The organism is Cryobacterium fucosi (assembly GCF_004403515.1).
GTDB classification, from domain to species: Bacteria; Actinomycetota; Actinomycetes; order Actinomycetales; family Microbacteriaceae; genus Cryobacterium; species Cryobacterium fucosi.
Genome location: NZ_SOHH01000057.1, coordinates 1 through 16,115, shown reverse-complemented (window position 1 = coordinate 16,115; position 16,115 = coordinate 1). Strand labels below are relative to the sequence as shown.

At 70.1% G+C, this 16,115-nt stretch carries 13 protein-coding genes; 11 read left to right on the top strand and 2 right to left on the bottom strand.

All coding sequences use genetic code 11. The features are described 5' to 3' along the window. Positions 1 to 15 precede the first annotated feature (15 nt). The 10 genes from pheS (at position 16) to E3T48_RS06840 (ending at position 12,704) form a co-directional block, all read left to right on the top strand. Complete coding sequence (gene pheS / locus E3T48_RS06885; protein WP_134523156.1) at positions 16 to 1,056, top strand: phenylalanine--tRNA ligase subunit alpha; 1,041 nt, start codon at positions 16 to 18, stop codon at positions 1,054 to 1,056. Then, complete coding sequence (pheT, locus tag E3T48_RS06880; RefSeq protein WP_134523154.1) at positions 1,056 to 3,656, top strand: phenylalanine--tRNA ligase subunit beta; 2,601 nt, start codon at positions 1,056 to 1,058, stop codon at positions 3,654 to 3,656. Before pheS ends, pheT begins: the two co-directional genes overlap by 1 nt. Positions 3,657 to 4,049: 393 nt before the next feature. Next, the gene (gene argC, locus E3T48_RS06875) at positions 4,050 to 5,093 is read left to right on the top strand and encodes an N-acetyl-gamma-glutamyl-phosphate reductase (RefSeq protein WP_134523152.1); all 1,044 of its coding nucleotides are present in this window, start codon (positions 4,050 to 4,052) and stop codon (positions 5,091 to 5,093) included. Then, a complete protein-coding gene (argJ, locus tag E3T48_RS06870) occupies positions 5,090 to 6,262 on the top strand; it encodes a bifunctional glutamate N-acetyltransferase/amino-acid acetyltransferase ArgJ (protein WP_134523150.1) in 1,173 nt (390 codons plus the stop codon). Before argC ends, argJ begins: the two co-directional genes overlap by 4 nt. A 152-nt stretch (positions 6,263 to 6,414) precedes the next feature. Next, positions 6,415 to 7,260, top strand: a complete 846-nt coding sequence (gene argB / locus E3T48_RS06865) for an acetylglutamate kinase (protein WP_241986699.1) — start codon at positions 6,415 to 6,417, stop codon at positions 7,258 to 7,260. Further along, positions 7,257 to 8,459: an acetylornithine transaminase gene (locus E3T48_RS06860; RefSeq protein ID WP_134523149.1), complete on the top strand. Its 1,203-nt coding sequence runs from the start codon at positions 7,257 to 7,259 to the stop codon at positions 8,457 to 8,459. The genes argB and E3T48_RS06860 overlap by 4 nt, the downstream gene beginning before the upstream one ends. A gap of 37 nt (positions 8,460 to 8,496) precedes the next feature. Continuing rightward, complete coding sequence (gene argF, locus E3T48_RS06855; RefSeq protein WP_134523147.1) at positions 8,497 to 9,426, top strand: ornithine carbamoyltransferase; 930 nt, start codon at positions 8,497 to 8,499, stop codon at positions 9,424 to 9,426. Positions 9,427 to 9,468: 42 nt separating this feature from the next. After that, a complete protein-coding gene (locus E3T48_RS06850) occupies positions 9,469 to 10,668 on the top strand; it encodes an argininosuccinate synthase (protein ID WP_134523145.1) in 1,200 nt (399 codons plus the stop codon). A gap of 9 nt (positions 10,669 to 10,677) precedes the next feature. Continuing rightward, positions 10,678 to 12,114: an argininosuccinate lyase gene (gene argH / locus E3T48_RS06845; RefSeq protein ID WP_134523143.1), complete on the top strand. Its 1,437-nt coding sequence runs from the start codon at positions 10,678 to 10,680 to the stop codon at positions 12,112 to 12,114. Further along, complete coding sequence (locus E3T48_RS06840) at positions 12,111 to 12,704, top strand: DNA-3-methyladenine glycosylase (RefSeq protein ID WP_134523141.1); 594 nt, start codon at positions 12,111 to 12,113, stop codon at positions 12,702 to 12,704. Before argH ends, E3T48_RS06840 begins: the two co-directional genes overlap by 4 nt. Before the next feature lie 164 nt (positions 12,705 to 12,868). Here the strand turns inward: E3T48_RS06840 and E3T48_RS06835 are convergent, their stop codons facing one another. Next, positions 12,869 to 13,474 carry a hypothetical protein gene (locus tag E3T48_RS06835; protein ID WP_134523140.1) on the bottom strand — a complete coding sequence of 202 codons (606 nt, stop codon included), beginning with the start codon at positions 13,472 to 13,474 and terminating at the stop codon, positions 12,869 to 12,871. Then, positions 13,471 to 14,142, bottom strand: a complete 672-nt coding sequence (locus tag E3T48_RS06830; protein ID WP_338145227.1) for a DNA-binding protein — start codon at positions 14,140 to 14,142, stop codon at positions 13,471 to 13,473. The genes E3T48_RS06835 and E3T48_RS06830 overlap by 4 nt, the downstream gene beginning before the upstream one ends. 136 nt (positions 14,143 to 14,278) lie before the next feature. Here E3T48_RS06830 and tyrS point away from each other — a divergent pair, with 136 nt between their 5' ends. Beyond that, positions 14,279 to 15,589, top strand: a complete 1,311-nt coding sequence (gene tyrS / locus E3T48_RS06825) for a tyrosine--tRNA ligase (RefSeq protein ID WP_134523179.1) — start codon at positions 14,279 to 14,281, stop codon at positions 15,587 to 15,589. The last annotated feature ends 526 nt before the right edge of the window (positions 15,590 to 16,115 follow it).

Sequence of the window (16,115 nt, the reverse complement as noted above, 5' to 3'; positions counted from 1 at the left end):
CTAAACTTGTGCCTTGTGTCTGATCCCACCGAAATCTCCGAAGAGGCCGTGAGCGCGGCCGTCACCGCCGCGCTCACCGCCATTTCCGCCGCCGCCGACTCCGCCGCCCTGCGGGTGGTGCGCACAGAGCACGTCGGCGACGCCTCCCCGATGGCCCGCCTGGGCGGACTCATGCGCACGGTGCCGAACGACCAGAAGGCCGCCGCCGGCAAGCTCGTCGGCCAGGCCAAGGGCCGCGTCAGCCAGGCCCTCGCCGCCCGAGAGGCCGAGATAGGCGAGGCCGAGGCGCGGGCCCGGCTCGCCGCCGAAACCGTCGACGTGACCGCGGCGGCATCCACCTGGCGGCCGGGGGCGCGGCATCCGCTCTCCCTGCTGCAGGAGCGCGTCGCCGACGTGTTCGTCGGCATGGGCTGGGAGGTCGCCGAAGGACCGGAGCTCGAAGGCGAGTGGTTCAACTTCGACGCCCTCAACTTCGACGAGGACCACCCTGCCCGCGCCATGCAGGACACCTTCTTCGTCGACCCGCCGGAGGCCCACCTGGTGCTCCGCACCCACACTTCCCCGGTGCAGATGCGCGCACTGCTCTCCCGCGAACTGCCCGTCTACGTCGTCTCGCCCGGCCGGGTCTTCCGCACCGACGAACTCGACGCCACCCACACGCCCGTGTTCCACCAGATCGAGGGCATCGCCGTCGACAAGGGCCTCACGATGGCGCACCTGCGGGGCACCCTCGACCACTTCGTCAAGGCCATGTTCGGACCGGAGGCGAAGGTGCGCCTGCGCCCCAACTACTTCCCGTTCACCGAGCCGAGCGCCGAACTCGACCTCTGGCACCCGACCTTCAAGGACGGCGCCCGCTGGATCGAGTGGGGCGGCTGCGGCATGGTCAACGCGAACGTGCTCCGCTCGGCGGGGATCGACCCCGAGGTGTACTCCGGTTTCGCGTTCGGCGTCGGCGTCGAACGGGCACTGATGTTCCGAAACGATGTGAAGGATATGCACGACATGGTCGAAGGCGACGTCCGGTTCAGCCAGCAGTACGGGATGAGCGTCTGATGCGCGTTCCCCTGAGCTGGCTCGGCGAGTTCGTCGACCTCGAACCCGGCACCACCCCCGAAGACGTGCACGCCGCGCTGGTGCGCGTCGGCCTCGAGGAGGAAGAGATCCACCGCTTCGACCTGACCGGGCCGATCGTGGTCGGCGAGGTGCTCTCGATCGAACCGGAGGCCCAGACCAACGGCAAGACCATCAACTGGTGCCAGGTTCGGGTCGCGCCCGGGGTCTCGACAGGCTCGACCACCGGGGCAGGCTCGAGCACCGGGGCAGGCTCGAGCACCGGGGCAGGCTCGACCACCGAGACAGTGGGGGCCGGTGATATTCGGGGCATCGTCTGTGGCGCCCACAACTTCGTCGTCGGCGACAAGGTCGTCGTGACCCTGCCCGGCGCCGTGCTGCCCGGCCCCTTCCCGATCGCGCCCCGCAAGACCTACGGCCACGTCTCCGACGGCATGATCGCGTCGGCCCGCGAGCTCGGCCTCGGCGACGAGCACGACGGCATCCTGCGCCTGGCCGCCCTCGGCATCGACGCCCCCGTCGGCACGGATGCGATCGCCCTCCTCGGCCTCGACGACAGCGCCGTTGAGATCAACGTCACCCCCGACCGCGGCTACGCGTTCTCCATCCGCGGCGTCGCCCGCGAATACGCGCACGCCACCGGGGCGAGATTCCGGGACCCGGCCCTCGCCGTGGTCCCAGCCCCGTCCTCGGTCGAGTTCGTCGTGACCATCGACGACCAGGCCCCGATCCGCGACCGGATCGGCGCGAGCGTCTTCGTCACCCGTGCCGTGCGCGGCGTCGACCCGGCCCGGCCGTCTCCGGCCTGGCTGATCGCCCGCCTGAAGCTGGCCGGCATCCGTTCGATCTCCCTGATCGTCGACGTGACCAACTACGTGATGATCGAGCTCGGCCAGCCGATCCACGCCTACGACCTCGACGCGCTGGCCGGTGGAATCACCGTGCGCCGCGCCGGCGCGGGCGAGAAACTCACCACCCTCGACGAGGTCACGCGCACCCTCAACCCGGAAGACCTCCTGATCAGCGACGGATCCGGGCCGATCGGCCTGGCCGGGGTGATGGGCGGGCGGACCACCGAGATCGGGGCGACCACGACCAACGTGCTGGTCGAGGCCGCGAACTTCGACCCGGTGTCGATCGCACGCACCGCCCGTCGGCACAAGCTGCCCAGCGAGGCATCCCGCAGGTTCGAGCGCGGGGTCGACCCTGCGGTCGCCGCCGTCGCCGCGGCCCGCGTCGTACAGCTGCTGGTCGAACTCGCCGGGGGAGTGGCCGACGACCTCGGCTCCCTGCACGACGCCACGCCCGCCGCCGAGCCGATCTTCCTGCCGACCGGTTTCATCTCCGGCCTGATCGGACTCGACTACACCCGCGAGGAGGTGCGCACCTCGCTGGCCGAGATCGGCGCGTCGCTCGAGGAGACCGGGGGCGGACTGTCCGTCACCGCGCCGAGCTGGCGCCCCGACCTGACCGACAAGTGGACCCTGGCCGAGGAGGTCGCCCGCATCGTCGGCTACGACCGCATCCCGTCGGTGTTGCCCGTCGCCCCGCCCGGGCGCGGCCTCACCCGGACACAGGCGCTTCGCCGCCTGGTCGCCCAGACCCTCGCGGCCGCCGGTCACACCGAGGTGCTCGCCTACCCGTTCGTCGCGGAGAAGGCCAACAGCCTGTTCGGCGCCGCGGTCGGCCCGGGCGTGCCACAGATGCGGGTCGCGAACCCGCTCGACGGCGAGGCGCCGTTCCTGCGCACCTCGATCCTGCCCGGGCTGCTCCAGATCGCACACCGCAACCGGTCCCGCGGCCTGACCGACCTCGCCATCTTCGAGCAGGGCCAGGTCTTCCGGCCTCTTCCCGGCGTGGTCTATGGCAGCACAGTCGTGCCGCCCGGCGCCGTACGGCCCAGCGCCCACCTCGAGGCCGAACTGAACGCGGGCATCCCACCGCAGCCGTTCTCCGTCGGCATCGTGCTCACCGGCAACGCCATCCGGCAGCAGCCGGGCCGTCCGGCCGTGGCCGCCGGCTGGCAGGATGCCCTCGCCGCCGTGCAGCAGGTCGCCCTGGCCACCGGGATGGCGATCCAGGTTCGTCAGGGCGCGCACCAGGCGATGCACCCCGGGCGCACGGCCGAACTGTTCGTGACGACGGATGTCGGCGCCACCTCGGTCGGCTTCGCCGGCGAGCTGCTCCCGGCCATCGCCCGCGGCTTCGACCTGCCCGCGGTCGTCGCGGTCGCCGAAATCGACCTCAGCGTGGTCTTCGGCCGCGCCGGCGCCGAATTTCAGGCCACCCCGATCCGCACCATGCCGGCCGCCACGCAGGACCTGTCCCTCGTGGTCGACACCGTCGTCCCGGCGGCGGAGGTGCTCCAGGCCGTGGTCGAAGGCTCCGGGCCGCTGCTCGAGCACGCGGAGCTTGTCGACGACTACCGCGGGGCGGGCATCTTGTCCGGCCGCAAGTCGCTGACCTTCGCCCTGCGGTTCCGGGCCGCCGACCGCACCCTGACCGCGGCCGAGGCCAGCGACGCGAAGCTGGCCGGGGTGGCCGTCGCGGCCGCCCGCTTCGGCGCCACCCTTCGCGAGTAGCCCCCCGCCCCGCCGTTCCCTGCCCCCGCCCCGCCCGCCGGGATCTACCCTTGCGGTCGAGACCGCCCCGCACACCGGTCGGTCTCGACCGGAAGGGTAGATCTCGGCGAAGGCCCCGGCCCTGTAGTGCAACCCGGCACCGCAGCGCCGCTGGGCATACGAGGCCCCCGCCGGCGCCGCTCGTCCGCCCAGATCGACCTTTGCGGTCGAGACCGCCCCGCACACCGGTCGGTCTCGGCCGGAAGGGTAGATCTCGGCGAAGACGCTCGCCCCGGCACCCGGCACCCGGCACCCGGCACCCGGGCAACCCCGTCCGCGAATCCGCCCGCCACGCAAGAAAACTGCGTCGACGCCGATTCTCGGCGGTGCGGGGCGGCGCGCTAAGTTTGACGCATGGCTTTTTCGGTTGCGGTTGCGGGTGCGAGCGGCTACGCGGGCGGGGAATTGCTTCGGCTCCTGGCCGCGCATCCCGAATTCGACGTGCGCACGGTCACCGCGCACAGCAACGCCGGGCAGCGGCTGATCGACGTGCAGCCGCATCTGCGCTCCCTCGACGGCCTCACCCTCGTGGACACGACGGCCGAGACCCTGGCCGGGCACGACGTGGTCTTCCTCGCCCTGCCGCACGGGGCATCCGGCGCCCTGACGGCCGGCTTGCCGCCCGAGACGCTCGTCGTCGACTGCGGCGCCGACCACCGGCTGGAGAGTGAGGCCGCCTGGACCGCGTTCTACGGCGGCGACTACTACGGGGCCTGGGCCTACGGGGTGCCCGAGCTGCCGGTCGCCGACGGGAAGCAACGCACCCGGCTGGTCGGCGCGCGCCGAATCGCCGCGCCGGGCTGCAACGCCAGCACGGTCGCCCTGGCGCTGGCGCCGGGCATCCGTTCCGGCGTGATCGAACCGGAGGACCTCGTCGCCGTACTCGCGGTCGGCCCGTCCGGCGCAGGCAAGAGCCTCAAGCTGCCCAACCTCGCCGCGGAGATCCTCGGTTCCGCGAACCCCTACGGGGTCGGCGGCGTGCACCGGCACATCCCGGAGATCCAGCAGAGCCTGGCCTGGGCCGGGGCCGCGAAGCCCACCATCTCCTTCACCCCGGTGATCGTGCCGATGTCCCGCGGCATCCTCTGCACCGCGACGGCCCGGCTCGTGCCGGGAACGTCCGACGCCGCCGTGCGCGCCGCCTGGGAGAGCGCCTACGCCGACGAGCCCTTCGTGCACCTGCTGCCGGAGGGCCGGTTCCCCCGCACCAGCGACGTCCTCGGTGCCAACACGGCGCTGATCGGCCTTGCCATCGACCACGCCGTCGGCCGGGTGGTCACCGTCACCGCCGTCGACAACCTCGCCAAGGGCACCGCCGGCGCCGCCATCCAGTCCGCCAACATCGCCCTGGGCCTCCCGGAGACCCTCGGCCTGAGCACGAATGGAGTTGCCCCGTGAGCGTCACCGCCCCCGCAGGATTCACCGCCGCCGGAGTCACCGCAGGCCTGAAGAAGTCCGGCGGCCTCGACCTCGCCGTGGTGCAGAACCTCGGCCCGCTCACCAGCGCTGCCACCGTCTTCACCACCAACCGGTGCAAGGCGAACCCCGTCGTCTGGAGCGAGCAGGTGATGCGCGGCGGAGTGGTCCGCGCCATCGTGCTGAACTCCGGCGGCGCCAATTGCTACACCGGCAGCATCGGCTTCCAGACCACGCACGCCACCGCCGAGGCCGTCGCCGGGCGCCTCGAGATCTCCGCCGGCGAGGTGCTCGTCTGCTCCACCGGCCTGATCGGCGAGCAGCTCGACCTGGGCAAGCTCACCGCCGGGGTCTGGGATGCCTCCCTCGCCCTGCACGCGGACAACGCGGCATCCGCCGACGCCAGCCTCGCCGCCGCACGGGCCATCATGACCACCGACACGACGCCCAAGCAGTCCGCGCACACCTCGCCGGCCGGCTGGACCATCGGCGGCATGGCGAAGGGAGCCGGGATGCTCGCGCCCGGCCTGGCCACCATGCTCGTCGTGCTCACCACCGATGCCGTCCTCGACTCCGGCCAGCTCGACACGGCCCTCCGCCAGGCCACCCGGGTCACGTTCGACCGGCTGGACTCCGACGGATGCATGTCCACCAACGACACCGTCACCCTCCTCGGCTCCGGCGCGAGCGGGGTCGCCGCCGACCCGGCCGAGTTCGCGGCCGCGCTCACCGCCATCTGCCAGGACCTCACCCTGCAACTGCAGGCCGACGCCGAGGGCTCGGCCCACGACGTCGCGATCGTCGTGCAGGGCGCCGACTCGGAGACCGACGCCGTCACCGTCGCCCGGGCCGTGTCCCGCAGCAACCTGTTCAAGACGGCCATCTTCGGCAACGATCCTAACTGGGGCCGGGTGCTGGCCGCGGTCGGCACGACGGATGCCGTCTTCGACCCCTACGGAATCGACGTCGCGATCAACGGCGTGCAGGTGTGCACGGCGGGGGAGCCCGATCAGCCGCGCGAGCTGGTCGACCTCACCCCGCGGGCGGTCACCGTGCTCATCGACCTGCACGCGGGCGTCGCGACGGCCACGATCTGGACCAATGACCTCACCCACGCCTACGTCGAAGAGAACAGCGCGTACTCGAGTTGATTCCGACGATTCCGACGATCCCGACGATCCCGGCCGCGGACGGCGGCCCCGAAGCCCCCGGCGGCCCAGAAGACCGAGAGGTCCGTGACACCAGTGACGCCCCCGACACCGAATCCAACAGCCGGGCCGAGGCGGCCGTCAAGGCCGCGACCCTGATCGAATCCCTGCCGTGGCTCAAGCGGTTCCACGACCAGGTCATCGTGGTCAAATTCGGCGGGAACGCCATGGTCAGCGAGGAACTCCAGCGGGCCTTCGCCGAGGACATGGTCTACCTGCGCTATGCCGGCATCCGCCCCGTCGTCGTGCACGGCGGCGGCCCGCAGATCTCTGCCATGCTCGACCGCCTCGGCATCGAGAGCGAGTTCCGCGGCGGCTACCGGGTGACCACACCCGAGGCGATGGACGTCGTGCGGATGGTGCTCACCGGGCAGATCAACCGTGAGCTGGTCAGCCGCATCAACGAACACGGCCCGCTGTCCGCCGGGCTGTCCGGCGAAGACGCCGGGCTCTTCCAGGGGCGTCGCCGCGGCACCGTCATCGACGGCGAAGAGGTCGACCTCGGCCTCGTCGGCGACGTGGTCGGCGTCGACCCTGAGGCCGTGCTCGCCCAGCTCGCCGCGGGGCGCATCCCGGTCGTGTCCTCGATCGCGCCGGACACGGATGTCCCCGGCCAGTCCCTGAACATCAACGCCGACGCCGCCGCGGCGGCACTGGCCATCGCCCTGAACGCCGCGAAGCTCGTGATCCTCACCGATGTAGCCGGGCTCTACAGCGACTGGCCCAACCGGGACTCGCTGGTCTCCGTGATCGACGTCGACACCCTCCGCCGGCTGCTGCCCGGCCTCGAATCGGGCATGATCCCCAAGATGACGGCCTGCCTCGACGCGGTCGACGGCGGCGTCGCCAAGGCCGCGATCATCGACGGGCGAGTGCCGCACTCGATCCTGCTCGAAGTCTTCACCGGCAGCGGCATCGGGACCGAGGTGGTCCCCGCATGACCGACCAGACCAGTCCGGGCACCGAGCACTGGCAGGAGCGCTTCGGCGCGGCGATGATGCGCACCCTCGCCACCCCGCTGGCGATGCTCGTCCGCGGCGAGGGCTGCTACGTCTGGGATGAGAACGGGAGGAAATACCTCGACTTCCTCGCCGGCATCGCCGTGAACTCGCTCGGCCACGCCCATCCGGACCTGGTCGCCGCGGTCACCGAGCAGGTCGGCCGCATCGCCCACGTCTCCAACTACTTCTCCTCGCCGCCGCAGCTCGAACTGGCCGAGCGGCTCAAACGCATCACCGGGGCCGGCGACGCCGGCCGGGTCTATTTCTGCAATTCCGGCGCCGAAGCCAACGAGGCCGCCTTCAAACTGGCCAGGCTCAACACGGCCGGCGGGAAGCGCACCCGGATCCTGTCCCTGCACGAATCGTTCCACGGCCGCACGATGGGCGCGCTCGCGCTCTCGGGCAAACCCGCCATGCGCCGGGCCTTCCTGCCCGTGCCCGGCGGGGTCGAGCATATCCACACCACCATCGAAGCGCTCGAGGAGGCCATCGACGACTCTGTCGCCGCCCTGTTCCTCGAACCGGTCAAGGGCGAGGCCGGCGTGATCGACCTGCCGGCCGGTTTCCTCCGCCGCGCCCGCGAGCTCTGCACCCGACACGGCGTGCTGCTCATCATTGACGAGGTGCAGACCGGCGCGGGCCGTACCGGCGCCTGGTTCGCGTTCCAGCACGACGGCATCACCCCGGATGCCATCACCATCGCCAAGGGGATCGGCGGCGGCCTGCCGATTGGAGCCCTGGTCACCTACGGCGCAACCTCTGAGCTCTTCAGCCGCGGTCAGCACGGCTCGACCTACGGCGGCAACCCGCTCGTCACCGCGACCTCGAATGCCGTGCTCGGCGTGATCGAACGCGACGGCCTCGTCGCCAACGCCGCACGGCGCGGCGAGCAACTGCGGGAGATCGTCGCCCGGTTCGCGTCACCCCGCATCACCGAGGTGCGAGGCCGCGGCCTCCTGATCGGCATCGGCCTGGCCGAACCGGTCGCGCTTCCGCTCGCGGCCGCGGCCCTGGCTGAGGGCCTGATCGTGAACGCCGCCAACGAGTCGACCATCCGGCTGGCACCGCCGCTCATCGTCGGCGACACCGAACTGGCCGATTTCGAGTACCGTTTCGGCCTCGCGCTGGCCAGCCTCTAGAGTTGTTCAATCCCACAATCCATCGAAAGTGACCTCAGTGACCCGCCATTTCCTGCGCGACGACGACCTCTCTCCGGCCGAACAGGCCGAGATCCTCGACCTGGCACTGGTGCTCAAGCGAGACCGATTCGCGGTCACCCCGCTCGCCGGTCCCCAGACCGTCGCCGTCATCTTCGACAAGTCCTCGACCCGCACCCGGGTGTCCTTCGCGGTCGGCATCGCCGACCTCGGCGGCAGCCCCCTCATCATCACCACCGCCAGCAGCCAGCTCGGCGGCAAGGAGACGGCCTCCGACACCGCCAGGGTGCTCGAGCGCCAGGTGGCCGCGATCGTGTGGCGCACCTACGGCCAGGCCGGCCTCGAAGAGATGGCCCTCGGCACCACGGTCCCCGTCGTCAACGCCCTCTCCGACGACTTCCATCCCTGCCAACTGCTCGCCGACCTGCTCACCATCCGTGAGCACCGCGGCGACCTCGCCGGCCAGACCCTCGCCTTCCTCGGCGACGGCGCCTGCAACATGGCCCAGTCCTATCTCCTCGCCGGCGCCACCGCCGGAATGCACGTGCGCATCGCCTCGCCGGCCGGCTACACGCCGAACCCGCAGGTGGTGAAGGATGCCGCGGCGATCGCCGCGCGCACCGGAGGTTCCGTCACACTCTTCACCGACCCGGCCGAGGCCGTGGCGGGCGTGGACGTGCTCGTCACCGACACCTGGGTGTCGATGGGCAAGGAGGAAGAGAAGGCCGATCGCCTCTCCACCCTCGGCGCCTACCGCGTCGACGCCGACCTGCTCGCCCTCGCCCGGCCGGACGCGCACTTCCTGCACTGCCTGCCCGCCGACCGCGGCTTCGAGGTGACCGCCGACGTCATCGACGGCCCGCAGAGCATCATCTGGGACGAGGCGGAGAACCGCCTCCACGCCCAGAAGGCCCTCCTCGTCTGGCTCCTCCGCCAGAACGCGGCGTAGGCCGCCCCGTAAACTTGAACTGAACAATCTTTAGGGAGAACCATGGCTGAACGTGTTGTGCTCGCATACTCCGGTGGACTTGACACCTCGGTTGGCATCGGCTGGCTGAAGGATGCGACCGGCAAGGAGGTCGTGGCCCTCGCCATCGACGTCGGACAGAGCGGCGAGGACATGGACCTCATCCGTCAGCGCGCCCTGGACTGCGGCGCCGTCGAGGCCATCGTCGTCGACGCGAAGGATGAATTCGCCAGCGATTACGTCGTTCCGGCCCTCAAGGCCAACGCCCTTTACCAGAAGCGCTATCCGCTCGTATCCGCGCTCAGCCGTCCGCTGATCGCCAAGTACCTCGCGTCCACGGCCAAGGAACTCGGCGCCGACAGTGTCGCGCACGGCTGCACCGGCAAGGGCAACGACCAGGTGCGCTTCGAAGCGGCCGTCGCCGCCCTCGCGCCCGAACTCACCTCGCTCGCCCCGGTGCGCGACTTCGCCCTCACCCGCGACAAGGCCATCGAGTACGCGGCGCTGCACAACCTGCCGATCGCGCAGTCGAAGAAGAGCCCGTACTCGATCGATCAGAACGTCTACGGCCGCGCCGTGGAGACCGGCTTCCTCGAAGACCCGTGGAACGCCCCGATCGAAGACCTCTACACCTACACGCAGGACCCGGCCGTGACGCGCGAGCCGACCGAGGTCGTCGTCTCCTTCGACCAGGGCGTCCCCGTCGCCATCGACGGCGTCGCCGTCACCCCGTTGCAGGCCATCGAAATGATGAACCTCCTCGCCGGCAACCAGGGCGTCGGCCGCATCGACATCGTCGAAGACCGCCTCGTCGGCATCAAGAGCCGCGAGGTTTACGAGGCCCCCGCCGGCATCGCCCTCATCGCCGCGCACGAGGAACTCGAGAACATGACCGTCGAGCGCGACCTGGCCCGCTACAAGCGCGGCGTCGAGTCCAAGTGGGCCGAGCTCGTCTACGACGGACTCTGGTTCTCCGGCCTCAAGCGCGCCCTCGACGTGTTCATCGACGAGACGCAGAAGCACGTCACGGGCGACATCCGCCTGAAGCTGCACGCCGGCACCGCCGTCGTCACCGGGCGCAAGTCCGGCGAGAGCCTCTACGACTTCAACCTCGCCACCTACGACACCGGCGACACCTTCGACCAGTCGATGGCCAAGGGCTTCATCGAGCTGTGGTCGCTGCCGAGCAAGATCTCGGCCCGCCGCGACCTGGCCGGCAAGTAGGAGTACCGCGTGCCTGCCGACGAAAACGAAAACCGCGCGGGCAGGGCGGGCGCCCTGTGGGGCGGCCGTTTCGCCGGCGGCCCGTCGCCCGAGCTGGCGAGGCTGAGCAAGTCGACCCAGTTCGACTGGCCGCTGGCCCCGTATGACATCCGCGGTTCCCGGGCGCACGCCCGGGCCCTCGCCGCGGCCGGCTACCTCACCGGCGACGAGCTGACGGCCATGGTCGCCGGACTCGACGAGCTGGCGGATGCCGTCGCCGCCGGCCGGTTCCAGCCGGCCGAGACCGACGAAGACGTGCATTCCTCGCTCGAGCGCGGCCTGATCGACATCGTCGGCGTCGAACTCGGCGGCAAGCTGCGCGCCGGTCGCAGCCGCAACGACCAGGTGGCCACCCTTGTGCGGATGCTGCTGCGGGACAAGGCGGTCACCATCTCCGCCCACGTGATCGACCTGATCGACGCGCTCGCGTCGCAGGCCGAAGCGAACGAGCACGCGATCATGCCCGGCCGCACGCATCTGCAACACGCCCAGCCGGTGCTGCTCGCGCACCACCTGTTCGCACACTGCTGGCCGCTCGTGCGCGACCTCGAACGCTTCACCGACTGGAACAAGCGGGCCGATTTCTCGCCCTATGGTTCCGGCGCCCTGGCGGGGAACACCCTGGGACTCGACGCGCGGCTCGTGGCCACCGATCTCGGCTTCGGCGCCGTGGTGGAGAACTCGATCGACGGCACCGCCAGCCGCGATCTGGTCGCCGAATTCGCGTTCATCACCGCGCAGATCGGCATCGACCTGTCCCGCCTGGCCGAGGAGATCATCCTCTGGAACACGCGCGAATTCGGGTTCGTCACCCTCGACGACGGCTATTCGACCGGATCCTCGATCATGCCGCAGAAGAAGAACCCCGACATCGCCGAACTCGCCCGCGGAAAGTCCGGCCGGCTGATCGGCAACCTGACCGGCCTGCTCACCACGCTCAAGGGCCTCCCGCTGGCCTACAACCGCGACCTGCAGGAAGACAAGGAGCCCGTCTTCGACTCGATCGAGACGCTGGAGGTGCTCCTGCCGGCGTTCAGCGGCATGATCGCCACGCTGACCTTCCACACCGACCGGATGGCCGAGCTGGCCCCGGCCGGGTTCTCCCTGGCCACGGATGTCGCCGAGTGGCTGGTCAAACGGCACGTCAGTTTCCGGGATGCGCACGAGATCACCGGCTCCCTGGTCAAGTTCGCCGAGCAGCACGACCTCGACCTGCACGAGGTCGACGACGCGTCCCTGCTCACGATCTCCGCGCACCTCACGCCCGAGGTGCGCGAGGTGCTCAGCATCCAGGGCTCGGTCGACCGACGCGACGGGCAGGCGGGCACCGCGCCCGTCCGCGTGGCCGAGCAGCGCGCGGTGCTGGTCGCGCGGGTGCGCGCCCTCGCCCTCGCCCTCCGGATGTGACCTTCGACCGTCGCCTGCTGGAGCGGCCCGCCCTCGAGGTGGCGCCGCTCCTGCTCGGCGCGGTGATCAGCCGGGCCGGGGTGTCGCTCCGCATCACCGAGGTGGAGGCCTACCTCGGCGACGGCACGGACCCGGGGTCGCACGCGTTCCGCGGCCGCAGCGCCCGCAACGCGGCCATGTTCGGTCCGGCGGGGCACCTCTACGCCTACTTCAGCTACGGCATGCACGTCTGCGCGAACGTCGTCTGCTCGCCGGAGGGGGAGGCCTCCGCCGTGCTCCTGCGCGGTGGGGAGATCGTCGCGGGTGCGGCCGAGGCCCGGCGCCGTCGCACCACTGCGAAGTCCGACCGGGACCTTGCCCGGGGGCCGGCGAGACTGACGGTCGCCCTCGGCATCGGCCTGGCCGACGACGGCGCCGACCTCGCCGTGGAGCCGTTCGGCCTCACCCTGCCCGCCGGCCCGGCCGAGTTCCTGACCGGGCCGCGCACCGGGGTGGGCGGCGCCGGCGGGGGATCCGAGTACCCATGGCGGTTCTGGCTGCCCGATGATGCATCGGTATCGCCCTACCGTCGGCATCCGAAACTGGCCTGACTCCCGTTACTCGAGCCTGCCCGGTGGTCGAGCCTGCCCGGTGGTCGAGCCTGTCGAGACCCGGTGGTCGAGCCTGCCCGGTGGTCGAGCCTGTCGAGACCCGGTGGTCGAGCCTGCCCGGTGGTCGAGCCTGTCGAGACCCTCGCACCTGCGAAGGGTAATCCCTACGCGGTGGCGAGCCTGACCAGGGCGGCGCAGGCGCACGCCCAGATCAGGCTGGCGAAGGTTCCGATGATGAACCGTTCCCTGGCCTCGGCCGCGGAGAGTTCGGTGAAGCGCCCGACGCCCTTGATCGCCACGACCACGGCGATCGCCTCGGGGAAACCGGCCAGGATCGCACCGGTCACGGCGAGCCGCTCGAGGATTCCGATCATCAGACCGCCGCGCAGCACCTCGTGTACGGTCCCGACGCCATCCGCCTGCCCCCTCGGCGTGGCTTCGCCGTTACCGACGAGGATGCCGCCGTGCGCGCCGGGCGGGACGGAGTTGTTCGTGGCCAGCCGGAGTGCGAGCACGGCCATCGGGCCGCCGCCCACGACGGAGAGGGCCAGCGCCACCATCGCCAGGACGATGCCGAACGAACCGGAGCCCTCCGGGGCCGGCACCGCTGCGATCACCAGGGCCGCGGCGAGGCCCCCGGCCGACGCGATGGCGTACTGCTGCTTCTGATGCCTGAACGCGAGCACGGCGGCGGCGAGGGAGCCGATCGTGACGAGCAGGAGCAGGAGCCAGTACAGATACGCCAGAATCTGGAAGGCCTGGAAGTTCATAGCGCGGGTCCTGTTCCTGTCGTCGAGTTGTCGAGGTCCTCCAGCAGCCTAACGAGTGCTGGACGTGCCGCTCGGTCGACCTTCCACAGGGCGCTCCGAAGTCGCTGGCTGACGGCCGCCGTCGAAATGCCCAGTCGGGCGGCGATGTCGACCTGGGCCAGCCCGGCCTCGCGCAGGTCGACCGCGGCCCAGCCCTCGGTCGTGCGGCGTTGGCGCAAGAGCAGGAACGTCGCCAGGAGGGCTTCGACCTGCTCGCCGTCGAGCACGGGCCGGTGCTCGGACGCATCGTTCCGGCCTGACGGATCGGACGGATCGGCTGGCGCAGCCGGCTCGGCGGTGAGCGCGAACCGGGTGTCCGTCTTCTTGGCCCGGGTGACCGCGTCGCGTGCGCAGACGAACGCCTCCCCGGATGCCTGGCGGGCGGAGCCGGGCAGGGGAGTGCGCACCGCGCCGATGCCGAGGCCGATGCTCCAGTGTCCGGACCGGTGGAGGGCCAGGACCAGATCGTGGGTGGTGCGGGCATCCGTCAGCAGCATCTGGATCTCGTCGCCGGCCGTCTGGTCGGGCGGCAGGGTGAAGACGTCGCCGAACTCCGCCACGAGTCCGGCGATCATCTCGCCGGCACGGTCGCGGTCATTGCGGCTGTCGATCTGGTCAGCGGTAATCACGAACACGAGCGCACCTCCAGGCCGTGCCAAAACATAAGATTGGAACATGAATATAGCACAATTCACTCAACAGACTTAATACTTGTTGATCAAGGTTGGAGTGTGGCCTCCCGGGCCGCGCCGGCACGCTGGTAATCTGGGCAGCGTGTCAGACCCAGCAATCCTCGCCCAACAGGCCAACGATCTCACCTTCGACGACGTCTGGGAGGAGATCTCCTGGCGAGGCCTGGTGCAGGTCTCCACCGATCCGACCGACCTCCGCGAACTGCTGGCCGGTGAGCCGATCACCTTCTATTGCGGCTTCGACCCCACGGCGCCCAGCCTGCACCTCGGCAACCTTGTGCAGCTCCTGCTCATGCGGCGCCTCCAACTCGCCGGGCATCACCCGCTCGGTCTGGTCGGCGGCTCGACCGGCCTGATCGGCGACCCGAGACCGACGGCGGAACGCACCCTCAACACGAAGGATGTCGTCGCCCAGTGGGTCGGCTACCTCCAGGCCCAGGTCTCCCGGTTCCTCAGCGGGGAGGGAGACAACGCCGTCACCCTCGTGAACAACCTGGACTGGACCGCACCGCTGAGCGCGATCGACTTCCTGCGCGACATCGGGAAGTACTACCGGGTCGGCACCATGCTCAAGAAGGATGCCGTGAGCGCCCGGCTCAATTCCGACGCCGGCATCAGCTACACCGAGTTCAGCTACCAGGTGCTCCAGGGCATGGACTTCCTCGAGTTGTACCGCAGCCACGGATGCGTGCTCCAGACCGGCGGAAGCGACCAGTGGGGCAACCTCACCAGCGGCACCGATCTCATCCACAAGGCCGAGGGGGAGAGCGTGCACGCCATCGGCACCCCGCTCATCACCAACAGTGACGGGACGAAGTTCGGCAAGAGCGAGGGCAACGCGGTCTGGCTCGATCCCACCCTCACCAGCCCGTATGCCTTCTACCAGTTCTGGCTCAACACCGACGACGCCGATGTGATCTCGCGCCTGAAGGTGTTCACCTTCCTCACCAGGGCGGAGATCGAGGAACTCGAGGCGGCGGTGGCAACCGAGCCGTTCAAGCGCCTCGCCCAGCGCACCCTCGCGGTCGCGGTGACCGGCCTCGTGCACGGTCGGGCGGCGACGGAGGCCGCGATCCAGGCCGCGCACGCCCTGTTCGGGCAGGGTGACCTGGCCGATCTCGACGAAGCCACCCTCGAAGCCGCGCTCCGCGAGCTCCCGAACACGACGACGGCTCCGCACGCGACCGTGGTGCAGCTCCTCGTCGACACCGGACTGACCGCAAGCCTGAGCGAAGCGCGGCGTGCCATCAGCCAGGGTGGCGTTTACCTCAACAACGTGAAGGTCTCCGATGAGGCCGAGACGATCGAAAACGCCGTCCTGCCCGGCGGAGTCGCGGTTCTCCGCCGCGGCAAGAAGACCCTGGCCGGCGTCTTCGTCCAGTAGCCCCTTCCGTTCTCGCAGGTTGCGCGCCCGCATCCGTTCTCACCGAGCGGATGCGGGCGTTGTCGTGTGGTGTGCGTGGTCCGCGAGAGTGCAGTTTTGGCCCTTTCGGTGTTGGTATGGGGGCGAAAAGTGCACTCTCGCGGATGTGGTGGCGGGTGTNGCGGTTGGGTGGGGTTGAGCGGGTGGTGGGTGGGGTGACACGCCCGGGCGGGGTGGGGTTTTGACGGGTGGGGTGGGGGGCCGTAGTGTTCTCACGTACCCCAAAGGTGCGGAAAGCCGCTGTGCTTCCCGGCCTCAGGTGGGACCATGGTTTACGGGTTTCTGAGTGTGCCGCTCCGGGTGGAGTTTGGTGTGTTGGAGGCCTAAGCTAGTTATTCTCTCCGGCTGGTTTGTGCGGTTGAGGTGGCGGGTTGTTTTGGTGTGCTTCGGCGTGCTCGGAATGGTCTGCAGGCCTTGATTTGACAGGGATTGCCGGGGCAGGTAACTTAGACAAGTTGCCCCAAAACGAAAGCCGCAGGGTTGTTCG

Bases quoted from the DNA above. Each gene is read 5' to 3' on its own strand.
- pheT (WP_134523154.1), top strand. From the start codon at position 1,056: ATGCGCGTTCCCCTGAGCTGGCTCGGCGAGTTCGTCGACCTCGAACCC.
- argC (WP_134523152.1), top strand. From the start codon at position 4,050: ATGGCTTTTTCGGTTGCGGTTGCGGGTGCGAGCGGCTACGCGGGCGGG.
- E3T48_RS06860 (WP_134523149.1), top strand. From the start codon at position 7,257: ATGACCGACCAGACCAGTCCGGGCACCGAGCACTGGCAGGAGCGCTTC.
- E3T48_RS06850 (WP_134523145.1), top strand. From the start codon at position 9,469: ATGGCTGAACGTGTTGTGCTCGCATACTCCGGTGGACTTGACACCTCG.
- E3T48_RS06835 (WP_134523140.1), bottom strand. From the start codon at position 13,474: ATGAACTTCCAGGCCTTCCAGATTCTGGCGTATCTGTACTGGCTCCTG.